The 21,544-nt window shown below is 48.3% G+C and carries 22 protein-coding genes; 6 read left to right on the forward strand and 16 right to left on the reverse strand.

All coding sequences use genetic code 11. The features are described from left to right. Positions 1-68: 68 nt before the first annotated feature. From argF to OTK50_RS03815, 9 genes are all read right to left on the reverse strand, one after another. On the reverse strand, positions 69-1,040 hold the full coding sequence (argF, locus tag OTK50_RS03775) for an ornithine carbamoyltransferase (protein ID WP_224224175.1): 972 nt from the start codon (positions 1,038-1,040) through the stop codon (positions 69-71). After that, positions 1,028-4,123: a carbamoyl phosphate synthase large subunit gene (locus OTK50_RS03780; RefSeq protein WP_224224174.1), complete on the reverse strand. Its 3,096-nt coding sequence runs from the start codon at positions 4,121-4,123 to the stop codon at positions 1,028-1,030. The genes argF and OTK50_RS03780 overlap by 13 nt, the downstream gene beginning before the upstream one ends. Then, positions 4,116-5,174 carry a carbamoyl phosphate synthase small subunit gene (locus OTK50_RS03785; RefSeq protein ID WP_012117273.1) on the reverse strand — a complete coding sequence of 353 codons (1,059 nt, stop codon included), beginning with the start codon at positions 5,172-5,174 and terminating at the stop codon, positions 4,116-4,118. The genes OTK50_RS03780 and OTK50_RS03785 overlap by 8 nt, the downstream gene beginning before the upstream one ends. A 68-nt stretch (positions 5,175-5,242) precedes the next feature. Next, positions 5,243-6,400 (reverse strand): acetylornithine transaminase, encoded by a 1,158-nt coding sequence (locus tag OTK50_RS03790; protein WP_224224173.1) that lies wholly within the window; start codon positions 6,398-6,400, stop codon positions 5,243-5,245. Further along, the gene (gene argB / locus OTK50_RS03795) at positions 6,397-7,173 is read right to left on the reverse strand and encodes an acetylglutamate kinase (RefSeq protein WP_101670361.1); all 777 of its coding nucleotides are present in this window, start codon (positions 7,171-7,173) and stop codon (positions 6,397-6,399) included. The genes OTK50_RS03790 and argB overlap by 4 nt, the downstream gene beginning before the upstream one ends. Before the next feature lie 14 nt (positions 7,174-7,187). Further along, a complete protein-coding gene (gene argJ, locus OTK50_RS03800) occupies positions 7,188-8,405 on the reverse strand; it encodes a bifunctional ornithine acetyltransferase/N-acetylglutamate synthase (RefSeq protein WP_224224172.1) in 1,218 nt (405 codons plus the stop codon). A gap of 22 nt (positions 8,406-8,427) precedes the next feature. Beyond that, complete coding sequence (gene argC, locus OTK50_RS03805; RefSeq protein WP_007409136.1) at positions 8,428-9,465, reverse strand: N-acetyl-gamma-glutamyl-phosphate reductase; 1,038 nt, start codon at positions 9,463-9,465, stop codon at positions 8,428-8,430. A 165-nt stretch (positions 9,466-9,630) separates the two neighbouring features. Then, positions 9,631-10,173 (reverse strand): MFS transporter, encoded by a 543-nt coding sequence (locus OTK50_RS03810; protein WP_012117271.1) that lies wholly within the window; start codon positions 10,171-10,173, stop codon positions 9,631-9,633. Continuing rightward, positions 10,170-11,606 (reverse strand): FAD-binding oxidoreductase, encoded by a 1,437-nt coding sequence (locus tag OTK50_RS03815; RefSeq protein ID WP_216062198.1) that lies wholly within the window; start codon positions 11,604-11,606, stop codon positions 10,170-10,172. Before OTK50_RS03815 ends, OTK50_RS03810 begins: the two co-directional genes overlap by 4 nt. Positions 11,607-11,811: 205 nt before the next feature. On the opposite strand from OTK50_RS03815, the gene fosB reads away from it, so the two are divergent. Further along, positions 11,812-12,234 (forward strand): metallothiol transferase FosB, encoded by a 423-nt coding sequence (fosB, locus tag OTK50_RS03820; protein ID WP_130571258.1) that lies wholly within the window; start codon positions 11,812-11,814, stop codon positions 12,232-12,234. Positions 12,235-12,326: 92 nt separating this feature from the next. Here fosB and OTK50_RS03825 read toward each other — a convergent pair whose 3' ends face one another. Beyond that, a complete protein-coding gene (locus tag OTK50_RS03825; protein WP_003155088.1) occupies positions 12,327-12,635 on the reverse strand; it encodes a metal-sulfur cluster assembly factor in 309 nt (102 codons plus the stop codon). 62 nt (positions 12,636-12,697) lie between these two features. Continuing rightward, the gene (locus OTK50_RS03830; RefSeq protein WP_007409140.1) at positions 12,698-13,465 is read right to left on the reverse strand and encodes a prolyl oligopeptidase family serine peptidase; all 768 of its coding nucleotides are present in this window, start codon (positions 13,463-13,465) and stop codon (positions 12,698-12,700) included. A gap of 120 nt (positions 13,466-13,585) precedes the next feature. Here OTK50_RS03830 and OTK50_RS03835 point away from each other — a divergent pair, with 120 nt between their 5' ends. From OTK50_RS03835 to OTK50_RS03845, 3 genes are all read left to right on the forward strand, one after another. Next, positions 13,586-14,398, forward strand: a complete 813-nt coding sequence (locus OTK50_RS03835; RefSeq protein ID WP_007610550.1) for a Cof-type HAD-IIB family hydrolase — start codon at positions 13,586-13,588, stop codon at positions 14,396-14,398. 85 nt (positions 14,399-14,483) lie between these two features. Beyond that, complete coding sequence (locus OTK50_RS03840) at positions 14,484-14,633, forward strand: hypothetical protein (protein ID WP_003155094.1); 150 nt, start codon at positions 14,484-14,486, stop codon at positions 14,631-14,633. Further along, positions 14,633-14,830 carry a DUF3813 domain-containing protein gene (locus OTK50_RS03845; protein ID WP_003155097.1) on the forward strand — a complete coding sequence of 66 codons (198 nt, stop codon included), beginning with the start codon at positions 14,633-14,635 and terminating at the stop codon, positions 14,828-14,830. The genes OTK50_RS03840 and OTK50_RS03845 overlap by 1 nt, the downstream gene beginning before the upstream one ends. A 36-nt stretch (positions 14,831-14,866) precedes the next feature. Here the strand turns inward: OTK50_RS03845 and OTK50_RS03850 are convergent, their stop codons facing one another. Both OTK50_RS03850 and OTK50_RS03855 read right to left on the reverse strand, forming a co-directional pair. Then, entirely contained in the window at positions 14,867-15,328 is a 462-nt protein-coding gene (locus OTK50_RS03850; RefSeq protein ID WP_003155099.1) for a BsuPI-related putative proteinase inhibitor, read from the reverse strand. 14 nt (positions 15,329-15,342) lie between these two features. Next, on the reverse strand, positions 15,343-16,185 hold the full coding sequence (locus OTK50_RS03855) for a YitT family protein (RefSeq protein ID WP_007610547.1): 843 nt from the start codon (positions 16,183-16,185) through the stop codon (positions 15,343-15,345). A gap of 125 nt (positions 16,186-16,310) precedes the next feature. Between OTK50_RS03855 and OTK50_RS03860 the strand changes: the two genes are divergently transcribed. Next, positions 16,311-17,162 (forward strand): DegV family protein, encoded by an 852-nt coding sequence (locus tag OTK50_RS03860; RefSeq protein WP_029325952.1) that lies wholly within the window; start codon positions 16,311-16,313, stop codon positions 17,160-17,162. Between the two features lie 48 nt (positions 17,163-17,210). Then, on the forward strand, positions 17,211-17,333 hold the full coding sequence (locus OTK50_RS03865; RefSeq protein WP_003155105.1) for a hypothetical protein: 123 nt from the start codon (positions 17,211-17,213) through the stop codon (positions 17,331-17,333). 48 nt (positions 17,334-17,381) lie between these two features. On the opposite strand, the gene OTK50_RS03870 is transcribed toward OTK50_RS03865, so the two are convergent. The 3 genes from OTK50_RS03870 to OTK50_RS03880 all read right to left on the reverse strand — a co-directional run bounded on the left by OTK50_RS03870 (position 17,382) and on the right by OTK50_RS03880 (position 21,388). Continuing rightward, positions 17,382-18,632, reverse strand: coding sequence for a cytochrome P450 (locus OTK50_RS03870; RefSeq protein ID WP_088462304.1), 1,251 nt, complete (start codon positions 18,630-18,632; stop codon positions 17,382-17,384). A gap of 132 nt (positions 18,633-18,764) precedes the next feature. Next, positions 18,765-20,414: a methyl-accepting chemotaxis protein gene (locus tag OTK50_RS03875; RefSeq protein ID WP_224224169.1), complete on the reverse strand. Its 1,650-nt coding sequence runs from the start codon at positions 20,412-20,414 to the stop codon at positions 18,765-18,767. Beyond that, a complete protein-coding gene (locus OTK50_RS03880) occupies positions 20,411-21,388 on the reverse strand; it encodes a BMP family lipoprotein (protein ID WP_224224168.1) in 978 nt (325 codons plus the stop codon). The genes OTK50_RS03875 and OTK50_RS03880 overlap by 4 nt, the downstream gene beginning before the upstream one ends. Positions 21,389-21,544: the final 156 nt, after the last annotated feature.

A 21,544-nucleotide genomic window follows, 5' to 3' on the forward strand; every position in this document is an offset into this window, starting at 1 on the left:
CCTCCTTTTTCTTTTTTATGTAGTATGCGCTTGTATGCGGAGAAATATCAAAAACCGCTGAATGAGATTCAGCGGTTTTTTTGTTCATCCTGTTTGTAAAGAAGAGCTTTCAGGAGCGCTTTTTGCGCGTGAAGCCGGTTTTCCGCCTGCTGAAATACCGCAGAGTTCGGGCCGTCGATAATCTCGGACGTGACCTCTTCCTCCCGATGCGCGGGCAGGCAATGCAAAAATGTATAGTCGGGTTTGGCGAGACTGACGAGTGAGGCGTTGACTTGATACGGGGCAAACACATTCAGCCGCTGCTGCGTCTCTTCCTCCTGCCCCATGCTCGTGAAAACGTCGGAGTAAATCGCGTCTGCATCCCGCACCGCTTCCTGCGGATTTTCGGTAAGGGTGATTTTCGCTCCGGAAACAGCCGCCGCTTCTTTCGCGGCATTCACCGCCTCTTCCTCTACTTCATAGCCTTTCGGCGAAGCAACCGCAATGTCACAGCCCATTTTTGCGCAGCCGATCATAAGTGAATGCGCCACATTATTTCCGTCACCGATATAGGCAACTTTTACTCCTTTCAGTTCTCCTTTTATTTCTTGTATCGTTAACAGATCCGCGAGTGCCTGACACGGGTGATACCGGTCGGTCAGCCCGTTTATGACGGGAATGTCTGCATGCTCGGCAAGCTCTTCGACTTTTTCATGTTCAAAGGTGCGGATCATAATGGCATCAACGAATCCGGACAGCACCTTCGCCGTATCCGCGACCGTCTCCCCCCGCCCAAGCTGCAGGTCGCTGCTTGAAAGAAATAGTCCCGTTCCCCCGAGCTGGGCCATTCCCGCTTCAAAAGACACGCGTGTGCGGGTTGAAGATTTTTCAAAAATCATCGCCAATGTTTTCCCTTGGAAAATCGGCTGTATCGGATGTTGTTTTAATAATGAAGCTTCTGTCAGAAGCGCATTGATGTCTGACGGGCTGACATCTTTTAAGGAAAGAAAATCTTTGCCGTACAAATGGGTTAATGTGTGTTCCGCTTTTATTGTGTGCATGATGCCACTTCCTTTTGATAAAGATCTTTGAGCGATACAGGCTGAGGTTTGCCGGAGCCGCTTGCTAAAAATGCCTTTACGGTTTCCGGTTCAGTAAAGACCGTCACACCGTGCGTCATGGCTTCGATCCGTTGTTTACGCGCTTCTTCAGAGTGATTGAAATTGATATGGACCGCTTTATCCTTTCGCTCTGCCCATGCCGGGAACGCATCTTTGCATACGGTAAATCCCGCCTCTTGAGCCTGACGTTCCAATTCCGCATCACAGCCTTCCAGATAGATGCTGCCTTTTTTCTCCCAGACGTGCGCGTAGATTTTTTTCAGGGCGCTTTCTGCGTCAAACGCGACACACATGCCTTCTCCGGTCGACTTCATTTCCGGCCCGGGCTTTACGTCCACATCCTGAATGGCGTGCGAAGAAAAAACCGGGAATTTCACTGCCGTTCCGTGCTGGTTTTGAACCTCGGGCTTGATGTCTTTAAGGGAAGCGCCGGCCAGCAATCTGGCGGCAAGCGGGATCATCGGCACCCCCATCACCTTAGACACGACAGGAACCGTGCGGCTTGCCCGCGGGTTCACTTCAAGAACGAGAATATCCCCTTTGTCATCAATGACAAACTGAATGTTCATGATGCCTTTAAAAGCCAGTTTTACCGCGATTTTTTCGGCGGCCTCTTTTATATTCCGCTGCATATCAGGTGTGACAGACGGACCCGGAAGAATCGCAAAACTGTCGCCCGAATGGACGCCGGCGCGCTCAATGTGCTCTGTGTAAGTCGGCACGAATACGTCATGTCCGTCGGAAATCAGATCGATCTCCAATTCTTTTCCTGTAATGTACTGATCGATCAAAATCGGATACGGCATGCCCGCTTCATTTTCCAGCAGTTCTGACATTTGCGCTTCTGAATCAACGATGATCATGCCCATCCCACCGATGACATAAGACGGACGGATCAGCACGGGGTAGCCGATTCGGCTTGCTTTTTCCGTTGCTTCTTCTTTTGAATAAGCGGTTTCGCCTTTGGCATGTTTCAAGTCAAGGTCATCAAGCAGCTGATAAAACAGATCCCGATCCTCCAGCGCATCAAGGGTTTCAAAGGATGTTCCGAGCAGCGGAATGCCCGCTTTTTCCAGCGGTTCAGCGGCATTGATCGCGGTCTGTCCCCCAAACTGGACGATGGCAAAATCAATGTTTTCATGTTCCGCCACGTTTAAAATATGTTCTGTCGTCAGCGGTTCAAAATAAAGCCGGTCGGCGATTTCATAATCCGTGCTTACTGTTTCCGGATTGTTATTGATCATAATCGTTTCATACCCCAGCTTTTGCAGGGTCAGAACGCCGTGGACGGCACTGTAATCAAATTCCACTCCCTGACCGATGCGGATCGGGCCTGAGCCGATGATGAGGGCGCGTTTTTTCTCTTTTCGGCTGATATCTCCGTCGCTTTCCCCGATGTAGGTGGAGTAGAAATAATTCGTCTTGGCATCAAATTCAGCGGCGCATGTATCTACGATTTTAAACGACGGGACGATGCCTGATTTCTTTCTGAGAGCACGGATGTCTTCTTCCGTTTTTCCCGTGAGAGATGCGATCATGACATCCGTGAAGCCTTTTACCTTCGCCTGCTTTAAAAGCGGGACAGACAGATGATCCCCTTCTTCCATCAGCTTGTTTTCCAATGTGATGATATTTCGGAACACATGGAGAAAAAACGGGTCAATTTTCGTTTTGGCATGGATGTCTTCTATCGTTTCACCGCGGCTTAACAGTTCCATGACGACGAAAAATCTCCGGTCATCCGGCGTTACCGCTAATTCCCACAGCTGATTGATCGTACAGCCGCCGAGTTCAGGCAGGCGGGTGCCGATCGTTTTCAGCTCAAGGGAGGCCGCCGCTTTTTGAATGGCCGCTTCCATATTTCTTTCGATCGCCATGACCTCTCCCGTCGCTTTCATCTTCGTTCCGAGCGTGCGGTCGGCATGTTTAAATTTATCAAACGGCCAGCGCGGGAATTTGACGATGACATAATCAAGCGCCGGTTCAAAGCTTGCATAAGTAGAGCCCGTCAGCGGATTTTTCAGTTCATCAAGCGTATAGCCGACGGCAAGTTTCGCCGCCATTTTGGCAATCGGATAGCCGGTCGCTTTTGACGCGAGAGCTGAAGAGCGGCTGACACGCGGGTTCACTTCAATGACATAGTACTGTTTGCTGAACGGATCCAGCGCAAATTGAATGTTGCAGCCGCCGACTACATCCAGCGCCGAAATAATCGCCAGGCTTGCTGAACGCAGCATCTGATATTCTTCATCCGTTAACGTCTGGGACGGTGCGACGACGATGGAGTCTCCTGTATGCACGCCGACGGGATCGATGTTTTCCATATTGCAGACGGTGATGCATGTATGATTGCTGTCACGCATGACCTCATATTCGATTTCTTTAAAACCGGCGATGCTTTTTTCGACGAGGCATTGGCTGATCGGGCTTGCTAACAGCGCCTGTTTAATAAGCGTCTGAAACGATTCTTTCGTTTTCGCGATTCCGCCTCCCTTTCCGCCTAGCGTGTACGCCGGTCTCAGAATGACCGGAAACCCGATAGACTCAGCGAAACGGAGGGCGTCTTCTTCGTTGTCGACGATTTCGCTTTCCGGAACGGGCTGTTCGAGCTCTTTCATCAGGGCGCGGAACTGCTCCCGGTCTTCGCCTTTTTGAATGGTTTCCACCGATGTTCCCAAAAGCTTGACGTGATGCTTCTTCAGCACGCCTGCTTCTTCAAGCTTAACGGCTAAATTCAATGCCGTCTGGCCGCCCAAATTGGCAAGCAGACCGTCCGGTTTTTCTTTTTCAATAATGGCCTCGATGCTGTCGGTTGTGAGCGGTTCAAAATATATTTCATCGGCAAACGCCTCATCCGTCATAATCGTTGCCGGGTTGTTGTTGACTAGAATAACGCGGTATCCTTCTTCTTTCAGAGCCATGCAGCCCTGCGTTCCTGAATAATCAAATTCTGCCGCCTGGCCGATGATGATGGGGCCGGAGCCGATGACTAATATGCTGGAAATGGTTGTATCTTTAGGCATGAGCGATTTCTCTCCTTGCTGGTATCACTTTCTCTAGAAATTCATCAAATATCCACTCGCTCTCAGCCGGTCCGGGATGAGCTTCAGGGTGGAACTGGACGCTTAATACGGGAAGGCGCTTATGAATGAGCCCTTCCACTGATGTATCATTGACATGATGAAATCTGATGGACAGCTCGTTTTCGTCAATTGATGCTTCATCGACGACATAGCTGTGGTTCTGGCTTGTCATAAACACCCGTTTCGTTTTCCGGTCAATGACGGGATGGTTGGCACCCCTGTGGCCGAACGGCAGCTTATACGTATTTCCTCCGAAAGCCAGAGCAATCAGCTGATGCCCGAGGCAAATGCCGAGTGCGGGGAAATCACTGAGTAATGATGTAATCCGGTTCATGTACGGCGCAATCGCTTTCGGGTCGCCCGGGCCGTTCGAGAGCACGATTCCGTCAGGCTGAATGTCATAAACAGCGTTCATCTGCTGATACGGAATGACCGTTACTTTACAGCCGCGCTTTACAAGTGACGAGGCGATTGATTTTTTATAACCGAAATCAATCAGCGCAATATGCCGGTCTCCGTTCCCCATTGACGTGATGTCTTCAGACTGCGCCAGCTCCGCCGGGTTTTCTGTTCCGGATGCTGCGGGAATCTCTCCTGTTGTTGACACGGCAGCGTTCATCGTGCCGCCGGAGCGGATGGTTTTGACGACGGCCCGTGTGTCCACTTCGGTTAAGAGCGGGATGTTCCATTTATTTAAATACTCTCTCAAGCTTGAGACTGCTTCATGGTGAGAAAAATGTTCACACGCTTCATAGACGGCAACAGCCTTGACTTGAGGAATCTTACTTTCAAGGTCTTTTTCATTAATTCCGTAGTTTCCGATCAGCGGATACGTAAAAACGATGATCTGACCCTTATATGACGGGTCTGTAAGCACTTCCTGATAGCCCGTCATTCCGGTGAAAAAAACAGCTTCGCCAACACAGCGGGCTTCTTTTTCAAGTTCACCGCCGAATGATGTTCCGTCTTCTAATACTAAATAGCCTTTCATCTAAAGCCCACCTCTTGATGAATAATTAATTAAAAATATGAATTTTTATACTCTTATATCGAAAAAAATTACCGTTTCACTGCCGAATGCGCTTCGATCGCTGCTTTCAGCATACTGACGGCCGACAGCATTTCTTCTTCAGAAACCGTAAGCGGCGGGAGCAGCCTGATGACATTCGGTCCGGCCGGAAGCACGAGAAGCCCGCGTTCCTGCAGATCTCCGATGATGCCGGACACGGAACCTGCGCATTCAATGCCGATTAATAACCCTTTTCCGCGGATTTCTTTTACAAAAGGCCCTGTCAGTTCACGGTTCAGCTGCGCTTTTAAAAATGATCCTTTGTCTGCCGCCGCCTGGAGAAAGTCCGGCTGAAACACAATGTCCAAGGTTGCTTTCACAGCTGCCATGGCAAGCTTATTGCCGCCGAAAGTCGTACCATGCGTACCCGGCGTAAAGGCGTCGCCAAGCTTCTTTTTGCCGATCACGGCTCCGACGGGAAAACCGTTTCCAAGCCCTTTCGCAGCAGTGATGATGTCCGGAGAGATGCCGAAATGCTCATAGCCGAATGCCTTGCCCGTCCGGCCGATTCCGGTTTGAATCTCGTCTGCGATAAGCAGCGCCTGTTTGTCTTTGCAAAATGTCTGTAAGGCTTCGATGAATTCCGGATCGGCGGGATTGACTCCCCCTTCTCCCTGCACCGTCTCAAGCATGACGGCGGCGATATCATCCTCTTTTGAAAGCGTGCTGAATGCCGACGGATCATTGAACGGAAGATAGTGAAAGCCTTGAAGCATCGGTCCGAAACCGGTCTTGATTTTGTCTTGTCCGGTGGCGGCCATCCCCGCATAGGTCCGTCCGTGAAAGGATTGATGAAATGTTACGATTTTTGTCTTTCCCGTTGCTTTACGGGCAAGCTTAATGGCGCCTTCATTCGCTTCGGCTCCGCTGTTGCAGAAGAAAACGAGATCCCCCTCGCTATGTCCGGCAAGCTTTGCCGCGGCTTTTTCCTGAAGATCATTTTCAAACAGATTGGAAACGTGCCATACGCTGTCAAGCTGTTCTTTCACCGCTTCTGTGACCTCATCATGACAATGGCCGAGATTGGAAACGGCGATGCCCTGAATAAAATCGAGATACGTTTTTCCGTTTTCATCCTCTGCGATTGTCCCTTTCGCTTTTTTGATATCGATAGGCCAGCGGCTGTAGGTTTGAAATAGGCTGCTCATGACACGCTCTCCTTTTCTTTGACGATTTTTGTTCCTTGGAAGGCTTGATCGGTGAAAAACGCTCCTTTTCCGTTTACGATCATCACTTCCTCGACATCTTCACTCAGTGCCGATAATGCCGAGTTTACCTTCGGAATCATCCCTCCTGAAATCACGCCGTCATCGATGAGGGCCTGAATCTCTTGCGGCGTCAAAGTATCCAGCCTGTTCTCTCCGTCCATAATTCCTTCGACATCCGTGACAAATAAAAGTTTATCGGCGTGTAAGGCTGAAGCGACGGCCGATGCCGCGGCGTCTGCGTTGACGTTCAGCGTTTCGAAATCACTTGTCATGGAAAGCGGAGCGATAACGGGAATGATGCCTTCTTTCATTAATGCGTGAATGATTGACGGATCGGTTTTTTGTATTTCGCCGACTTCTCCGTATTTGTCTTGATTAAGGTAAGATGCTTGAAGGAGACCGCCGTCCTTTCCTGATATTCCCGCGGCTTTCAGGCCGTTTTTCGCGAGTTCGGTTACGAAAAATTTATTGATCATCCCTGACAAGACCATTTCCGCTGTTTCCAGCACCGGTTTGGTCGTTTTCCGCTGTCCATCGACAAATTCCGTTTCAATCTGCAATGTTTTCAGCATTCTTGAAATGTCCGGGCCGCCTCCATGCACGACGGCAATGTTCCAGCCCGATTGCATAAGCTCTTTTACATTTTGAAAAAAATCGGCGGATAACTCGCGGATTACGCTTCCGCCGCACTTAAAAACGATGGTTTTCTTCATGCCGCTCCCCTTTGTTATGTGCGATAGCTCGCATTGATTTTGATATAATCATAGGTTAAGTCACAGCCCCATGCCCGGCCGCTGCCGGAGCCTTCCTGCAGGCGGACTGCAATCGTAATCTCATCACCTGATAAGTACTCCTTAGCATCAGTTTCCGAAAACGGCTGAGGTTCGTTGTTTTTAAACAGACACTGGCCGCCGAGGAAAACTTCCACTTGTTCGGCCGTTACGCTTGCCGCACTGTGCCCGATTGCGCCGATGATGCGCCCCCAGTTGGCGTCTGTGCCGTAAACGGCGGTCTTCACAAGGCTTGAACCGACGATTTTTTTGGCGATAATATTCGCCTCAAGGTTATTTTTCGCGCCTTCGACTCTGGCTTCAATTAATTTCGTCGCTCCTTCACCGTCTCTGGCAATATCTTTGGCAAGGTCTTCGCATACAAGCTTTAACCCCTTTTTAAAAGCCGGCCAGTCAGGGTGATCCTCCGTCAGGCAATCATTCCCCGCGCAGCCGTTCGCCATCACAAGCACCATGTCATTCGTCGATGTTTCTCCGTCAACGGTGATTTGGTTAAATGAAACATCCGTAATCTCTCTGAGCGCGTTTTTGAGCGCCTGTTCTTCCACGGCCGCGTCCGTTGTGACAAAGCCGAGCATTGTCGCCATGTTGGGGTGGATCATGCCGGAGCCTTTCGCCGCTCCGCCGATCGTGATGATGTCTCCGCCGATCACCAGTTCATAACACGTCTGTTTCGTCACTGTATCCGTCGTCAAAATGGCCTCTTCAAATGCTCCGGACACGGACGGTGCTTGACCGAGCTGTTCGATGCCCGCTTGAATTTTTTTCATGTCTAAAAGCTCGCCGATCACCCCGGTTGACGAAACCGCAACAAGCTCCGGCTCAATGCCGAGCCGGCTCGCGAAGCCGTCCCGCATTTCATAGGCGTCCTTTAATCCTTGGTCTCCCGTACAGGCGTTGGCAATCGCGCTGTTGACAATAACCGCCTGAAGCACACCCTCTTTTTTCAAGCTGGCTTGTGTCACTTTCAAGGGCGCTGCCTGAAAATGGCTCTGCGTATATACCGCTGCACTGACTGCAGGCGCTTCGCTGATAATCGCTCCGAGATCTTTTTTTGAATAGCGCAGACCGCAGTGCACGCCCTTTGCCTCAAATCCTTTCGGCGAGGATACGCCGCCTTTTATTTTCGTGATTTCCTCACTCAGCTGAATCATATTTTCGAATCCCTCTTTCGTTCTATGGATAGACTGGCGTCATCGTAAGTCCCGTTTCTTCCTGCCAGCCATTCATGATATTTAAATTTTGAACCGCCTGCCCTGCGGCGCCTTTCATCAGATTATCTATGACAGAAACGATGGTGGCACGGTTTGTTCTTTCATCCACGGTGACACTGATATCACAAAAATTGCTGCCGTATACCTCTTTCGTCGCCGGAAATTCACCTTCCGGCCTGATTCTGACAAAATATGAATCTTTGTAGAATTCGGAATACAATTCTCTTACCTGTGCAGCAGACATACCCGGAGGAGCCTCCGTATACATCGTCGCCATAATGCCCCTTGTCATCGGCGCCAAATGTGCGGAAAACGTGATCGGGCCTGTGCCGGGCTGCCAAGCCGCTAATTGCTGTTCAATTTCCGGAGTATGCTGATGCTCATTAACCTTATAAATTTTGAAATTATCATTCAGCTCAGAATAATGAGTGCCCATGGATGCTTTTCGGCCGGCGCCGGATACGCCCGTTTTCGCATCAACAATCAGAAATGAATCTTGTAAAAGCTTATTCTTCGCCAGCGGGGCGAGCCCGAGCAGCACAGCCGTCGGAAAACATCCCGGATTGGCAATCAGCTTTGCAGTCTGAATCTCTTCTTTTTGCAGTTCAGCTAAACCGTAAACCGCGCTTTGAATCGTTCCTTTCGGAGCGGCCTTCCGCTTATACCACTTTTCATACACGGCCGGGTTTTGAATCCGCAGATCGCCGGATAGATCAATGACCGGGATACCCGCCTCCGCCAGCTTGGGCGACCACTCTCCGGAAACGCCGGGCGGCGCGGCTATGAAAATGACATCAATTTCGTTTCGGATCGTTTCTATATGAAGCGGCCGAAGTGATTGTGACGCTATATTCCTCAAATGCGGATATGAAGCGGCATATTCTTTTCCTTCGTCGCTCGATGAATATAATATACAATCTTCTGCATAAGGGTGATGGTTAAGAATCCTGACAAGTTCGGCGCCTCCATAACCAGTCGCGCCTATAATACCTATTTTCAACGGGTTCACCTTCTTGGTTTTTGTGAAATTATTTAACATTATAACATGAATAAAAATTAATTCAATTGTATATTTAATATTTTTTCATTCATTTTCCATCTGTTTTCGCTGACAAAAAACCCCCTCTCGATCGAGGGGGGGCATAAGAAAAACAGGCTGATCGGATCAGCCTGTTTTTTTCAGCATCATCAGCCCGCTTATAAAAAACAGCACGGAGCTGGCGTAAAAGATAATATAAACCGTAAAGAAATCAGCGAGAAACCCGCCGAGAATAATGGCGGCAGCTGAAAATACGGCCGTCCAGAAATGATAGCTGCCGACTTTTTTTCCCCGCTCCCCGCCGTCGGTGTAATCGGCGATCATGATTTTCTCGCCGTGTTTTTGCATCGCGCCGAACAGGCCCAAAAGCACCTGCACAACATAAACCTGGTGCACGCCGGTAATGTGCGGGAGCGTCAGAAGAAGCACCGCCATCCCCCACGAATTTGCCATAAGGAACCAGCGGGAATCCAGTCTTGCCGACAGCCGGCCGAGCAGCGGATGAATCAATGCGCCGCTCAAGCCGAACAAGCCGTATGAGAGACCGAATTGCGTGTAGCTGGAACCGATGTTTTTAATAAATAAAATATAAAACGGAAAGATCAGGCTGCCGGCAAAAAAGACACTGCTCTGTGACAGGATCAGCCATTTTAAATGGTTGTGTTTCATGATTTGTACCTCTGATAAAAATAATTCATAAACAAGTCATCCGGATCATATTTGTGTTTTTTCTGAAAGAACATATCGCTTTTCGGATATGCCTCACGCATCTGCTCTTTCGTTTGATACAGCATATACGGGAGATAATAACTGCCGCGGTGGCGCAATGCCGTATCCGTCATTTTTCTGACAATCCGCGCCGCACTCGCCTGGCTGTCTGTTGAAAACCCTTCATTGATTAAAAGAACGAGTGAAAACATGTCTTCCTTTGCGTATGACAGATCGGCTTTTTCATTTTTTTGCACGTAGCGGATCGTAATATTTACGAGGTTGAGATCTTCATGTGACAGCGTCTTGCGTAAATCATGAATGTACGGCGCAAATTCGCCGACGGGCACGAAGTATTCTTGCAGCACATCGGTGTTGTCCGTGTTTTCATATTCCAAAAATTTCGATTCTGACCGCATGACATTGTTCCTGGAGACTTTCACACCGTTTTGTCTGAGAAAATAAGACTGCTGGGTTGACCAGAACCAATTTCTTCCCCAGTCATACCGGCGGGAGAGGCCGAGCGCGAATTTCGTCAGCGCCGGATGCTCATCTTCTTTCAGTTCATTGTGCCGCTTTAATTCTTTCTGATTGTCTGAGAGTGTGTAATCAGTCACATACATATCGTGCAAAAAGCCTTTATCCCCTGTTGCGATCCGCGCGAGATGCATGCGCACGGCGGGGTTGCGCCGAACATGCTGCGCAAAATATTGACTGTATGTATCAGCGTTCATGCGTTTCGTTTTCATTTCATAAAGCTCATCATCCGTCAGCTCAATATCCGCGTCCAGGATGACGCCGAACAGGCCGTAGCCGCCGATGACGGCTGAAAACAGGTCATCTTTCGGAGTAACGGTGATGACTTTGCCGTCCGCCTTTAAAAGATGAAACGATTTGACCGTATCAATCAGCGAACCGTACCGGATATCCCGGCCGTGGGCGTTGGCGCTCAGTGAGCCGCCGATCGTAAAAATGTTTTGCGATTGCATGACTTTTACCGCGAGCCCGTACGGATTGACATAGCGCTGAATATCATTCCACGTCGCTCCCGCCTGCACCCTGATGATTTTTTTCTTTCGGTCGAGACCGAGTATTTTGTTGTAGCCCGTCATGTCGAGAACGATACCGTCTTCATAATACGTCTGGCCGCCCATTGAGTGCTGGGCGCCTGCGATTGAGATCTTCAGATGCTTTCTCTTTGCTTCCTTAATGGTTTCGACCAATGTTTCTTTCTCTTTTCCTTTGACCGTCTGCTTAATTTTCACGGGCATGAGACGGCTGACATCCGTCATTGTCCCTGCCTGCTGCACCGGCTCTTTGTGAAAAGCGGAAACAGCGAACAGCGCCGTATAAACAAGAATGCTAAGGATAATGAGAAGTAATTTTTTCTTCATGGATTCCTCCCTCGCATGCAGCCGGTCTATTATATCATGCCTCACGTCCGTTTTTTTCCTTTTTAACCCGATACCGTAAAACACACGGCATAAAAATACACAGAAATCCTTAAAATGATTTTTTGGTCAGTATATAATCGATATATATGCAGATGTATTACCAAAGGGGTTGTTTAAAACAAAGATGTTAAATGAGGTGGGGAAAATGAACATAAAAGGGATCAATCATCTTCTTTTTTCTGTTTCAAATTTGGAAAAATCAATAGAATTTTATGAGAAAGTATTTCATGCACAACTCCTGATTAAAGGGCAAAAGACAGCATATTTTGATTTGAACGGGCTTTGGCTTGCACTTAACTTAGAGGCGGATATACCAAGAAATGAAATACATAAATCCTACACACATATGGCCTTTACAATTGACCTAAAAGATTTTGATGCAATACATCAACGGCTAAAAAATCTAAATGTAAATATATTAAATGGACGTCCAAGAGATAAACAAGATCAAAAGTCAATTTATTTTACTGATCCCGATGGACATAAATTTGAATTCCACACAGGTACACTCCAAGACAGACTGTCCTATTACAAAAAAGATAAACCTCATATGAAATTTTATATATAAAGGTTTGTTTGCGATCCAAAACAAATATGCAGACAAAAGAAAAGCACCTCCAAACTTTAGGATGTACCTAAAATCCGAGGTGCATTTTCTTATTACTGAATCCCTAATGCGATTTTTGCATAGCGTGACATTTTGTCTCTCGTCCACGGCGGATTCCAGACGATGTGGACCTCCGTCTCTTTTACATCCGGAATGTCGGCGAGCGCTTTTTTCACCTCGTCGACGATGATCGGAGCGAGCGGGCACCCCATTGATGTCAGTGTCATCGTAACGTGCGTCAGGCCGTCGTCATCCATATCAACGTCGTATACAAGGCCGAGATTGACGATATCGACGCCGAGCTCAGGGTCAACAACCTGCTCCAAGGCGCCCATGATGTTTTCTTTTAATGCTTCTTCCACGTTCCATCACTCCTTTTTCCTCAGTATAACGTAAAAGCGGGTTTTGTTAACACCTTTGTGCTTTATAAATGCTTATCGAACCAGGCGACGGTTTCTAAAACGGCGTATCTCGGGACTTTATGGTCAGCCCGTTCGTCTTTCAGAAACTGAAGATGGTCAGGCCGGCTGCTGTAATGAGGTTTAATCGTTTCATAAAAGCCGCGGGTCGGTGCATACGGAACGACTTTGTCTTGAACGCCGTGCCAGAACAGCAGCGGGCGGCTCCGGAGTTTTTCCGGTTCCAGACTGAGATCAAACGGTTTGAGCCGCGCAAACAGTTCATCGACCTGTTCTTTTGTGACGTCAATGTCGATGTCCTGCTTTTGAATGTGGTCAATCTGCTGCTGAAAAAACGCCGTATAGTTCGGGCTTCCCATCAGGCTGACGCCGGCTTTGACCCAATCATACGCGGCCATCGCGCCGAATGTCGTAATTCCGCCCATTGACGTGCCCGCAAGACCGATCCGCCCGTCTTCAATCAGGCCGCGCGCTTCAAAATCCTTTTTCAGCACGTCAAGCTCCTCGATTTCATTTAATACAATGTCCCAAAAATGGACGGCGAGCTCTTCTGCTGACAGCTGTTCAGCGCGTTCACCGTGGTAAAGAGCTTCCGGCAGCACGGCTCTGAAACCCTTTTCAGCAAGCAGGTAAGCGAAATGAAGATTATGCTCCTTCGCGCTTGTAAAACCGTGAATAAAGAAAACAAGGGGAGCGGGACGGTCCCGATTTTCTTCTTTTACAATATGTAAAAACGGAATGCCTGATACGGTTTGATGATCAATAAGAATCACGTTGACTCCCTCCTTAGGATAACCATAATCATAAGTGTAACATGTAGACAATAAAGATGGTAAAAAGCTACACTGTACATAAGAGAAAAACAGCAAATTATATGACAAAAGGAGTTATTTATGGAGACAAAACCTTACCTCATCGCCTTAGATCTGGATGGAACTTTATTAAAAGATGATAAAACCATTTCCCCTGAAACGGCACGGACGATTCAGACGCTGAAAGAAGCGGGTCATCATGTCTGCATCTCAACCGGCCGCCCGTTCCGTTCCAGTTCGATGTATTATGACGAGCTCGGGCTGACAACGCCGATTGTCAATTTTAACGGGGCGTTTGTCCACCACCCGAAAGACGAGTCATGGGGACGCTACCACACGTCTTTATCTGTCGATGTGGTCAGACAGCTTGCCGAACTTACAGAGACCTATCAAATACATAATGTGCTCGCTGAGATCATTGATGATGTGTACTTCCATTATCATGATGAGCATTTAATTGAGGCGTTTCATATGAATACGGCGAATGTCACATTCGGCGATCTGCGCGAAACGGTCCAAGAGGATGTGACGTCCGTATTGATTCACGCGAAGGAAGAGGACGTCGCGGACATACGCGCGCATTTATCCGATGTGCACGCCGAGGTCATTGACCACAGAAGATGGGCGGCTCCTTGGCATGTGATTGAAATTATTAAACACGGGATGAATAAAGCGGTCGGCCTGAAGAAAATCAGCGACTATTACCAAGTGCCGAGAGAACGGATCATCGCGTTCGGCGACGAAGACAACGATCTTGAAATGCTCCGATTTGCCGGGTGCGGCGTAGCGATGGGAAATGGCACGGATGAAGTCAAACAGGCCGCCGATCGCGTCACGGGATCAAATGAAGCGGACGGAATCGCCGAATTTTTAAAATCCTATTTCTCCCTGTGAGGTTTTGCCGCTCATAACACAAAGCCTTCCGCCCATACTAAAACAGACGACTCATCTCGTCTAAATATGGAAGGGGGACATTGCAATGGGTAAACGAAACAAATCAAAACGGTTTATTCAGCAAGGCAAGGACTCTGTCAGTCTTCATGACGCAAGATTTCCATATCGGTCTACATTAGAGGAAGCACAGCATGATGCAGCAAAAGATTCGGCTGAAAGGCAGGTTGACTTTTAATGAGAAACGAACTGTTTTCTCAAGCCAAGTCATTTGTCCAGCAGGCCGTCATGATTGCTAACGGTTTCGAAGACGGCGATCAGGAAAAAGCTGTCTCACGCGCCAAAAATGCCGTATCTTCCGCGTACGCCAATTCGACAGATGCAGAACGTCAGCAGCTGCACCAATTTCAGGATCAGCTGGAGAAATTGCAATAAAAAAAGGCGCCCCGTTTAGACGAGGGCGCCGCTTTTTTATTTTACTTCAAATGTTTTTACCGTTTTCAGCCTTTTTCCGATCTGATCGGACTTCCCTAAAAACGTCACCGTCACCGTGTATGTTCCCGGACCGGGCACGTTTTTCCACACATCTGAAAAGTCATACGTTTCATTCGGCATTAAGGTCACGGTCTGAAACGCCTGAGTAAACATTTTGTCTTTTGAATAGCGGTACAGTTCTTTGTGATGTTGGTCATGTACGGTCAATTCGAATTTCTGCCCTGAGCTGAATGTGAAATCGATCGGGCTTTCGCTTTTGTTTTTTAAAGACATTTGAAATTCGATCTGCTGATCCGTCTGCACAGGGTTTACGGCTAATTCCGCTTGCTGTTCATTCATCTCTCCGGATACCTCCTCAGCGGGCTCCTTCTGCCCGGATTGACTGCTGCATCCGATCAGTAAAATGACCGGTAATAACAGGCCAAACAGCCACTTCATTCTATCCGCTCCTATCAGTCTTTCCTGAAGAAACCAAAGATCCCCGTCGTTTGCACGATGTTTGTGAAGGCTTTCGGGTCGACTTCTTTCACGATTTTCTCAAGGTCATACAATTCGTACCGCGTAATGACGATGATCATCATTTCTTTCTGTTCGTTTGTGTAAGCGCCTTTTGCCGGCACCGTCGTAATGCCGCGGACCATTTTCCCGTAAATCGCTTCTTTGATTTCATCGGCTTTTTTTGTAACGATCATGGCGGTCAGTTTCATGTGGCGGGTGTGAATGGCGTCAATCACCCTTGTTGTGACATACAGAGCGACAAGGGTATATAATGCTTTCTCCCATCCTTGCAATAATCCTGCCGTCAAAATGATAATCCCGTTCAAAATGAAGAAATATGTGCCGACCGGTTTATCCTTCCATTTGGCCAGCACCATCGACACGATATCAAGGCCGCCTGTCGAAGCGCCGAATTTCAGCGTTAAACCGATGCCGATAGCTGAGATGACTCCTCCGAATACGGTATTCAGAAGAATATCGTGCGACAGTCTCATTTCTGGGAGAATTCCCATAAAGACGGACGTCATCGCTACGCTTAATATGCTGTAAACGGTGAATGATCTGCCGACTTTCAGCCACCCTAACACACCGATGGGAATGTTTAAGAGGAACATGAGAACTCCTGTCGAAATATAAAAGGGGGCGTATTGATCAACGACGCTTGACAGCAGCTGGGCGACACCGGTAAAACCGCTGGCATATACATTCGCCGGTATCAGGAATAAATTCAGTCCCGCCGCATACAGAAACGCGCCGATGACGACGATTGCTAATTTTTTTGCTTGTTCTAGTACCATGGCTTGCTCCTCCGCTCATTTTCATTATTAGCTTTTCCCTTAAAACAAAGTTTTGAACACTATTTTGCCACATTTATATGATATAGTTGGCATCACTCTCACCAATCGGAAAGAAGGGAATTATGATGACAGTTCACCTTATTGCTGACAGCGCCTCTGACCTGCCGAAATCTTATATTGAAGAAAACCGGATCGGGTTCATTCCGCTGCACGTAACACTTGACGGAAACGAATATGAGGACACGGTCACCATTCAGGCGGATCATATCTTTCAAGCGATGCGGGACGGGAAAGTTCCGAAAACATCCCAGGCATCACCGGATACGATAAAAAAAGTATTTTTACAATACGCGGAACTGGGAGAACCGGCGATATACATCGCCTTTTCCTCAGGTCTTTCCGGCACCTATCAGACGGCCGTAATGATCGCCAATGAAGTAAAAGAGGAATTTCCCGATTTTGATTTACGGATTGTAGATTCCAAATGCGCTTCATTGGGCTGCGGCCTCGCGGTGATGCACGCGCAAACACTCTGTGTTAACGGGAATACAATACAAGAAATCGAAACGTCTGTAAAGAGCTTTTGCGCACGGATGAAACATATATTTACGGTCGATGATGTCGCTTATCTCGCGCGGGGCGGCAGAATTTCAAAAACGTCCGCTTTTGTCGGGGGGCTTTTGAACATCAAACCGATTCTGCATGTGGATGACGGCAGGCTCGTGCCGCTCGAAAAATTGCGCGGACAAAAGAAACTGTTTAAACGGATTATAGAAATGATGAAGGAAGAAGGCGGCGATTGGGCGGATCAAACCGTGGGGATCAGCTACGCAGATAACGAGGAGACGGCGCTTCGGATGAAGGAAATGATTGAAGAAGCGTTCCATCCGAAAGAGATCATTCTTCATTCAATCGGCTCTGCGATCGGCGCGCACTCCGGGCCGGGTACGCTCGCGATTTTTTTCCTGAAGCCATAATTTCAATGCGGGCGGGCATCCTAACGGACAGAAGGGAGGCTTTGCCGCATGAAAGATGATGACAAAAAACCGTTGGACAATAACGCCGTAAATCAGAAAAAGAACCGGCTTGCCGAAAAAAACCGGCAGGCGGGAAAAAACCAGAATTCCAAAAAACCGGACCATCTGTAAAAGCAAAACAGCCCTCTTGTGTATGAAGATAGAGGGCTGTTTTTTGTTCTATATGTGTCTAACATCACTTATCACAAATCCGCTTTCAGGCAATGCCGGCATTCTGGACAGGCTGAAGCTCAAATCTTGGGACGGAACATCGTACTCTATTTCATTAGCAAGAAACGCAAGGGAAGTTTTCATGACTTCCACGGTTATTCCCTCACCCGGACAGCGGTGGCCGTTAGCCGGATCACCTCCGCCCTGGGGAATGAAATCAAATTTATTTTCCTCCCGCCCCTGAAAACGTTCCGGGTGAAATTCATTCGGATTCTCCCAAAGCCGGGAATCATGGTTTGTCCCATATAGGTCAAGCATGACGGAGGCACCCTTTTTAAACTCACAGTTCTTCCATACGAAATCTTTTTTCACAACGGCTCCTAAAAACGGGGCAAACGGGTAATACCTCCGAACTTCATGTGCAAATCTTTCGGCCTCCTGATCATCTCTCGATCTCAGTTTGCCCCGATATTCAGGGTAATCATGCAATGCAAGAGCTGAAAACGTAATGAAGTAAGAAATGGCGGCAATCGGGCGCAGAACATTAATAAGCTCAACAGCAGCCATGTGAGAATTAAGTCTGTTCCCGTCAAGTTCTGTATGAAAAGCCATTTCATACAAGGCTGAGCCCTCCGGCGTTTGCAGCTTGCCGGACCGCACATCCTCAATGACCTCCTCTATCCATTTCTCCGTTTTCAGCCTCGCCCTTCTGCCTTTCCAATGACGCGGTCCGACAGCGCCGAATGCGTCTACCATATCGGTGAAATCCTCCGCCCGCTCTTTCACTTCTGAGTCTTTCAGCGGGACGCCGGCCCACTCACAGGCAGCCCGGCACAGCACTTTCTTCGCTTCATCAAAAAGGACAATTCGGTTTGAACCCTCCCACATTTCCGCAGATGCTTTCCACTGTTTTGCCACCGCTTCCGCAAGCCGTTTTTGCCGGGGCGGCGTCATCAGTGACATAAATAGAAGCTTCCTGTGCTTATGCCGTTCACCGTCCATTGCCTGGATTGCCCCTGTTCCGAATAACGTTTTCTGCACCCGTTTGGGGAGGGCCTGCTGCCGCTGAAATCGTTCTGTGTCATAAAAAAGCTTTGCGGCTTCCGCTCCGCTCATACAAATGAATGTCTTCCCTAATAAACGGGCGCGAAACACATCTGAGCGATAATTCTCCGCTCGGTTTTTCACAAATACATAACCATCGCGTAATAAAGCCAGACTATTATCAAGACCCTTTTCCTGCGGAATTTGTTCATCCATCCCGATTCCTCCCTTCTTTTTTCACCTTTCACGAAAAAGAATAAATATAAACACATGTATATTCAGTATTTGTGTTTCATTCAGAAGTTACTCATGTCAGGCTGCAAAAATCAGGGGCGGGGCAAAAGCCCGTTACAAAGTAAACCGGCGGACCTGATCGTTTAACCGCTCTGTCAGACTCACCAGATTATTGACGCTTTCCGCCATTTTATGAAAAGAAGACAGCTGCTCAAGCGCGGAGGCAGAAATCTCTTCGCTTCCCGCAGCCGTTTCCTGAACGACGGCGCTGATGCTCTCGGCATGATGCAGCACTTGCTCACCAAGCTGTTTCGATTCGATGATCCGTCCGTCCAATTGAGTAAGCTCCGCTTTAATATGGGCGGCTTTTTGTTCAATATGGGCGAATGATTCTGATGTTTTCTCCATCAGCTCCTGCTGTCTGTCCGCTAAAGCGACGCCGGTCGTGACAGCTCCGGTAATAGATGTGATGCCGTCTTCAATTTGCTTTACCATATCGAAAATCTGCGCGGTCGCTTTGGCTGATCCGTCTGCGAGCTTCCGTATCTCCTCGGCAACGACGGCAAATCCTTTTCCAGCCTCGCCTGCTCTGGCCGCCTCGATTGCGGCGTTTAATGACAGCAGATTGGTCTGGCCCGCAATGTCAGAAACGGTCTGCGCCATCATACTGATTCCTGCCGCATGCTCTATGAAGAGACCGGCGGCTTCGGAAATCTCTTTTGATGTCTCATTGCTTTTATCAATGGCTTGCTTGGTTTCGGCTAAAGCACCGCGCCCCGCAGCCACCGCCGCAATCGTCTCTTCACTGCTTCTCGTCGTTTGTTTTGAACGTTCGGCGTTCGCCTTTGAATGTTCATCCATTTGTTCAATGAATTGCACCGCATGCTGCAGATCTTCTGAAATGGTTTGGGAGCCTTGCGCCATTTCTTCCGTCGACACGGACACCTGCTCGGTCATGTCCTTCAGCGTCTGGTTTTCCTTCGTCAAACCTTCCGCGAAAGTCTCGACTTCACGGCCGACCTCTCCGATCGCCTGAATTAAGGTGCGGAGCTGTTCAGCCATCATTCCGAATGAGTCATTCAGCTCTTTCAGTTCGTCCTTCCCTTTATAATCAAGCATTTCAACAGTAAGGTTCCCTCCTGCAATAAGACGGGCATTTTCAGCCATACGGCGGATCGGCCCTGCAATTCTCTTCGTCAGCCTGATGGAAGATATGACGGTGACGGCAAGTATCACGATGGTCAGCACGGCTGCGCTGTAAACGATAAACTGAATCTGGTCAGCCGTCTGCTTCTGCATGTCTTCATAATGATCCCGGCTTTTCAGATTCAGCATATAAATATCATTCAGAAGACCGTTGATGCGGGCCGCCGTCCTTGTCGCTTCAGCCGGGCTTTTCGAATCAAGAGCAGCGTCCGCCTCCGCCTGCCATGTTTCGTATTTTTTGGCGAGTTTGTCATAAGCGGCTTTGTCCGCATCGTCCGTCATCGTTTTTTTGAGCGCCGCCAGTTTGTCTGAGCTGCTTTTCATATAGCTTCGCACATCTTCTTTCTGGGCGTCTGCGAGCGTATAGGAATAGCCGGTGATGCTTTCTTTTAACGTATTAAGGTCAGCTTTTGCTTCCTGGACGTTTAACAGCGCGTCCACTTCATCTTCATTTGAAGCCTGAATCTTCATCATGTTTACAATGGTAAAGCCGATGACGGCGGCGAAGCAAATCATCGTAACGGCTGCGTTAACGAGCAGCCTTGTCCGTAATGTCACTTCAGATCGCCTCCTTTTTCAATCAGGCTGTTTTTCATATCCGTGATCTTTTTCGTCAGCCCGCCTGCGTTTTTGACAACTCTGATCTTGGCTAAGTCCATGCCGTTTTCCTTCAGTCCGTAAACGATCTCTCCGCTTTTGATCTCCTTGTTGTCTTTTAAATCTTTCGCCAATTCATAGATGACTTGGTCGACGTTTTTCACTAAAGAAGAGATAACGGCGTGCTCGGCGGTGTAATATTGATCGCTGTCAACACCGATGGCGTATACTTTTTGCGCCTCCGCTTCTTTCAGTGCGCCGACGCCCGTGAAGCCGGCCGCCGTAAACAGGACATCGGCTTTTTTTCGGATCATGTTTTGGGCGATGCGCTTCCCGAGCTTATCATCGTCAAACGTACCGCTGATGTCCGACAGCACGCGGATATTCGGTTTGACTGATTTCGCCCCTTTCAGGTAGCCTTTCTTAAACCGTTTAATGACGTCGGCATCTGAACCGCCGATAAATCCGATCGTGCCGGTTTTGCTCGTCATGGCCGCCAGCGCTCCGGCTAAGAAGCTTCCTTCATCCTCTTTAAACGTGACGGAGGTGACATTATCCAGGTCTGATACGGAATCAATCAGCACAAACCGCTGCTTCGGATATTTTTTGGCGACCTTTTCTAAATCCGCCTGCATGCTGTAACCGAGCCCCACCACAAGATCATTGCCTTCCCGGACAAGCTGTGTCAGTCCTTTTTCGTATGTACCGGTATCTTTTATTTCCCGATAGTCAAATGTGATGCCGAGCTCGTCTCTCGCTTTCATCAAACCTTGAAAGCCTGAATCATTAAATGATTGGTCGCCGAGGCCGTTGTCTGTCAGCATGATGCCGATTGTTTTCGTTTTATCGGCCGCCGTTTCCTCAGATTTGCCGGCACATCCCGCCGTGCTGAGCGCAATCAGCAGTACAGCCGCAAATATCGCCATTTTTCTCATTGAAACTCTCCTTTTGTTTTTTTCTATAGTTATATATCGGTTCGGATGTCAGAATATTTTATTTCAATAAAATATGTATGTTCGGCAGGGTGATAAACAAATGAGGGCCATAGGAGCTTTTGAGAAAATAAAAAACATCGGTTTTGGTTCACCGAT

The organism is Bacillus sp. NEAU-CP5, from assembly GCF_026420705.1.
GTDB lineage: Bacteria > Bacillota > Bacilli > Bacillales > Bacillaceae > Bacillus > Bacillus velezensis.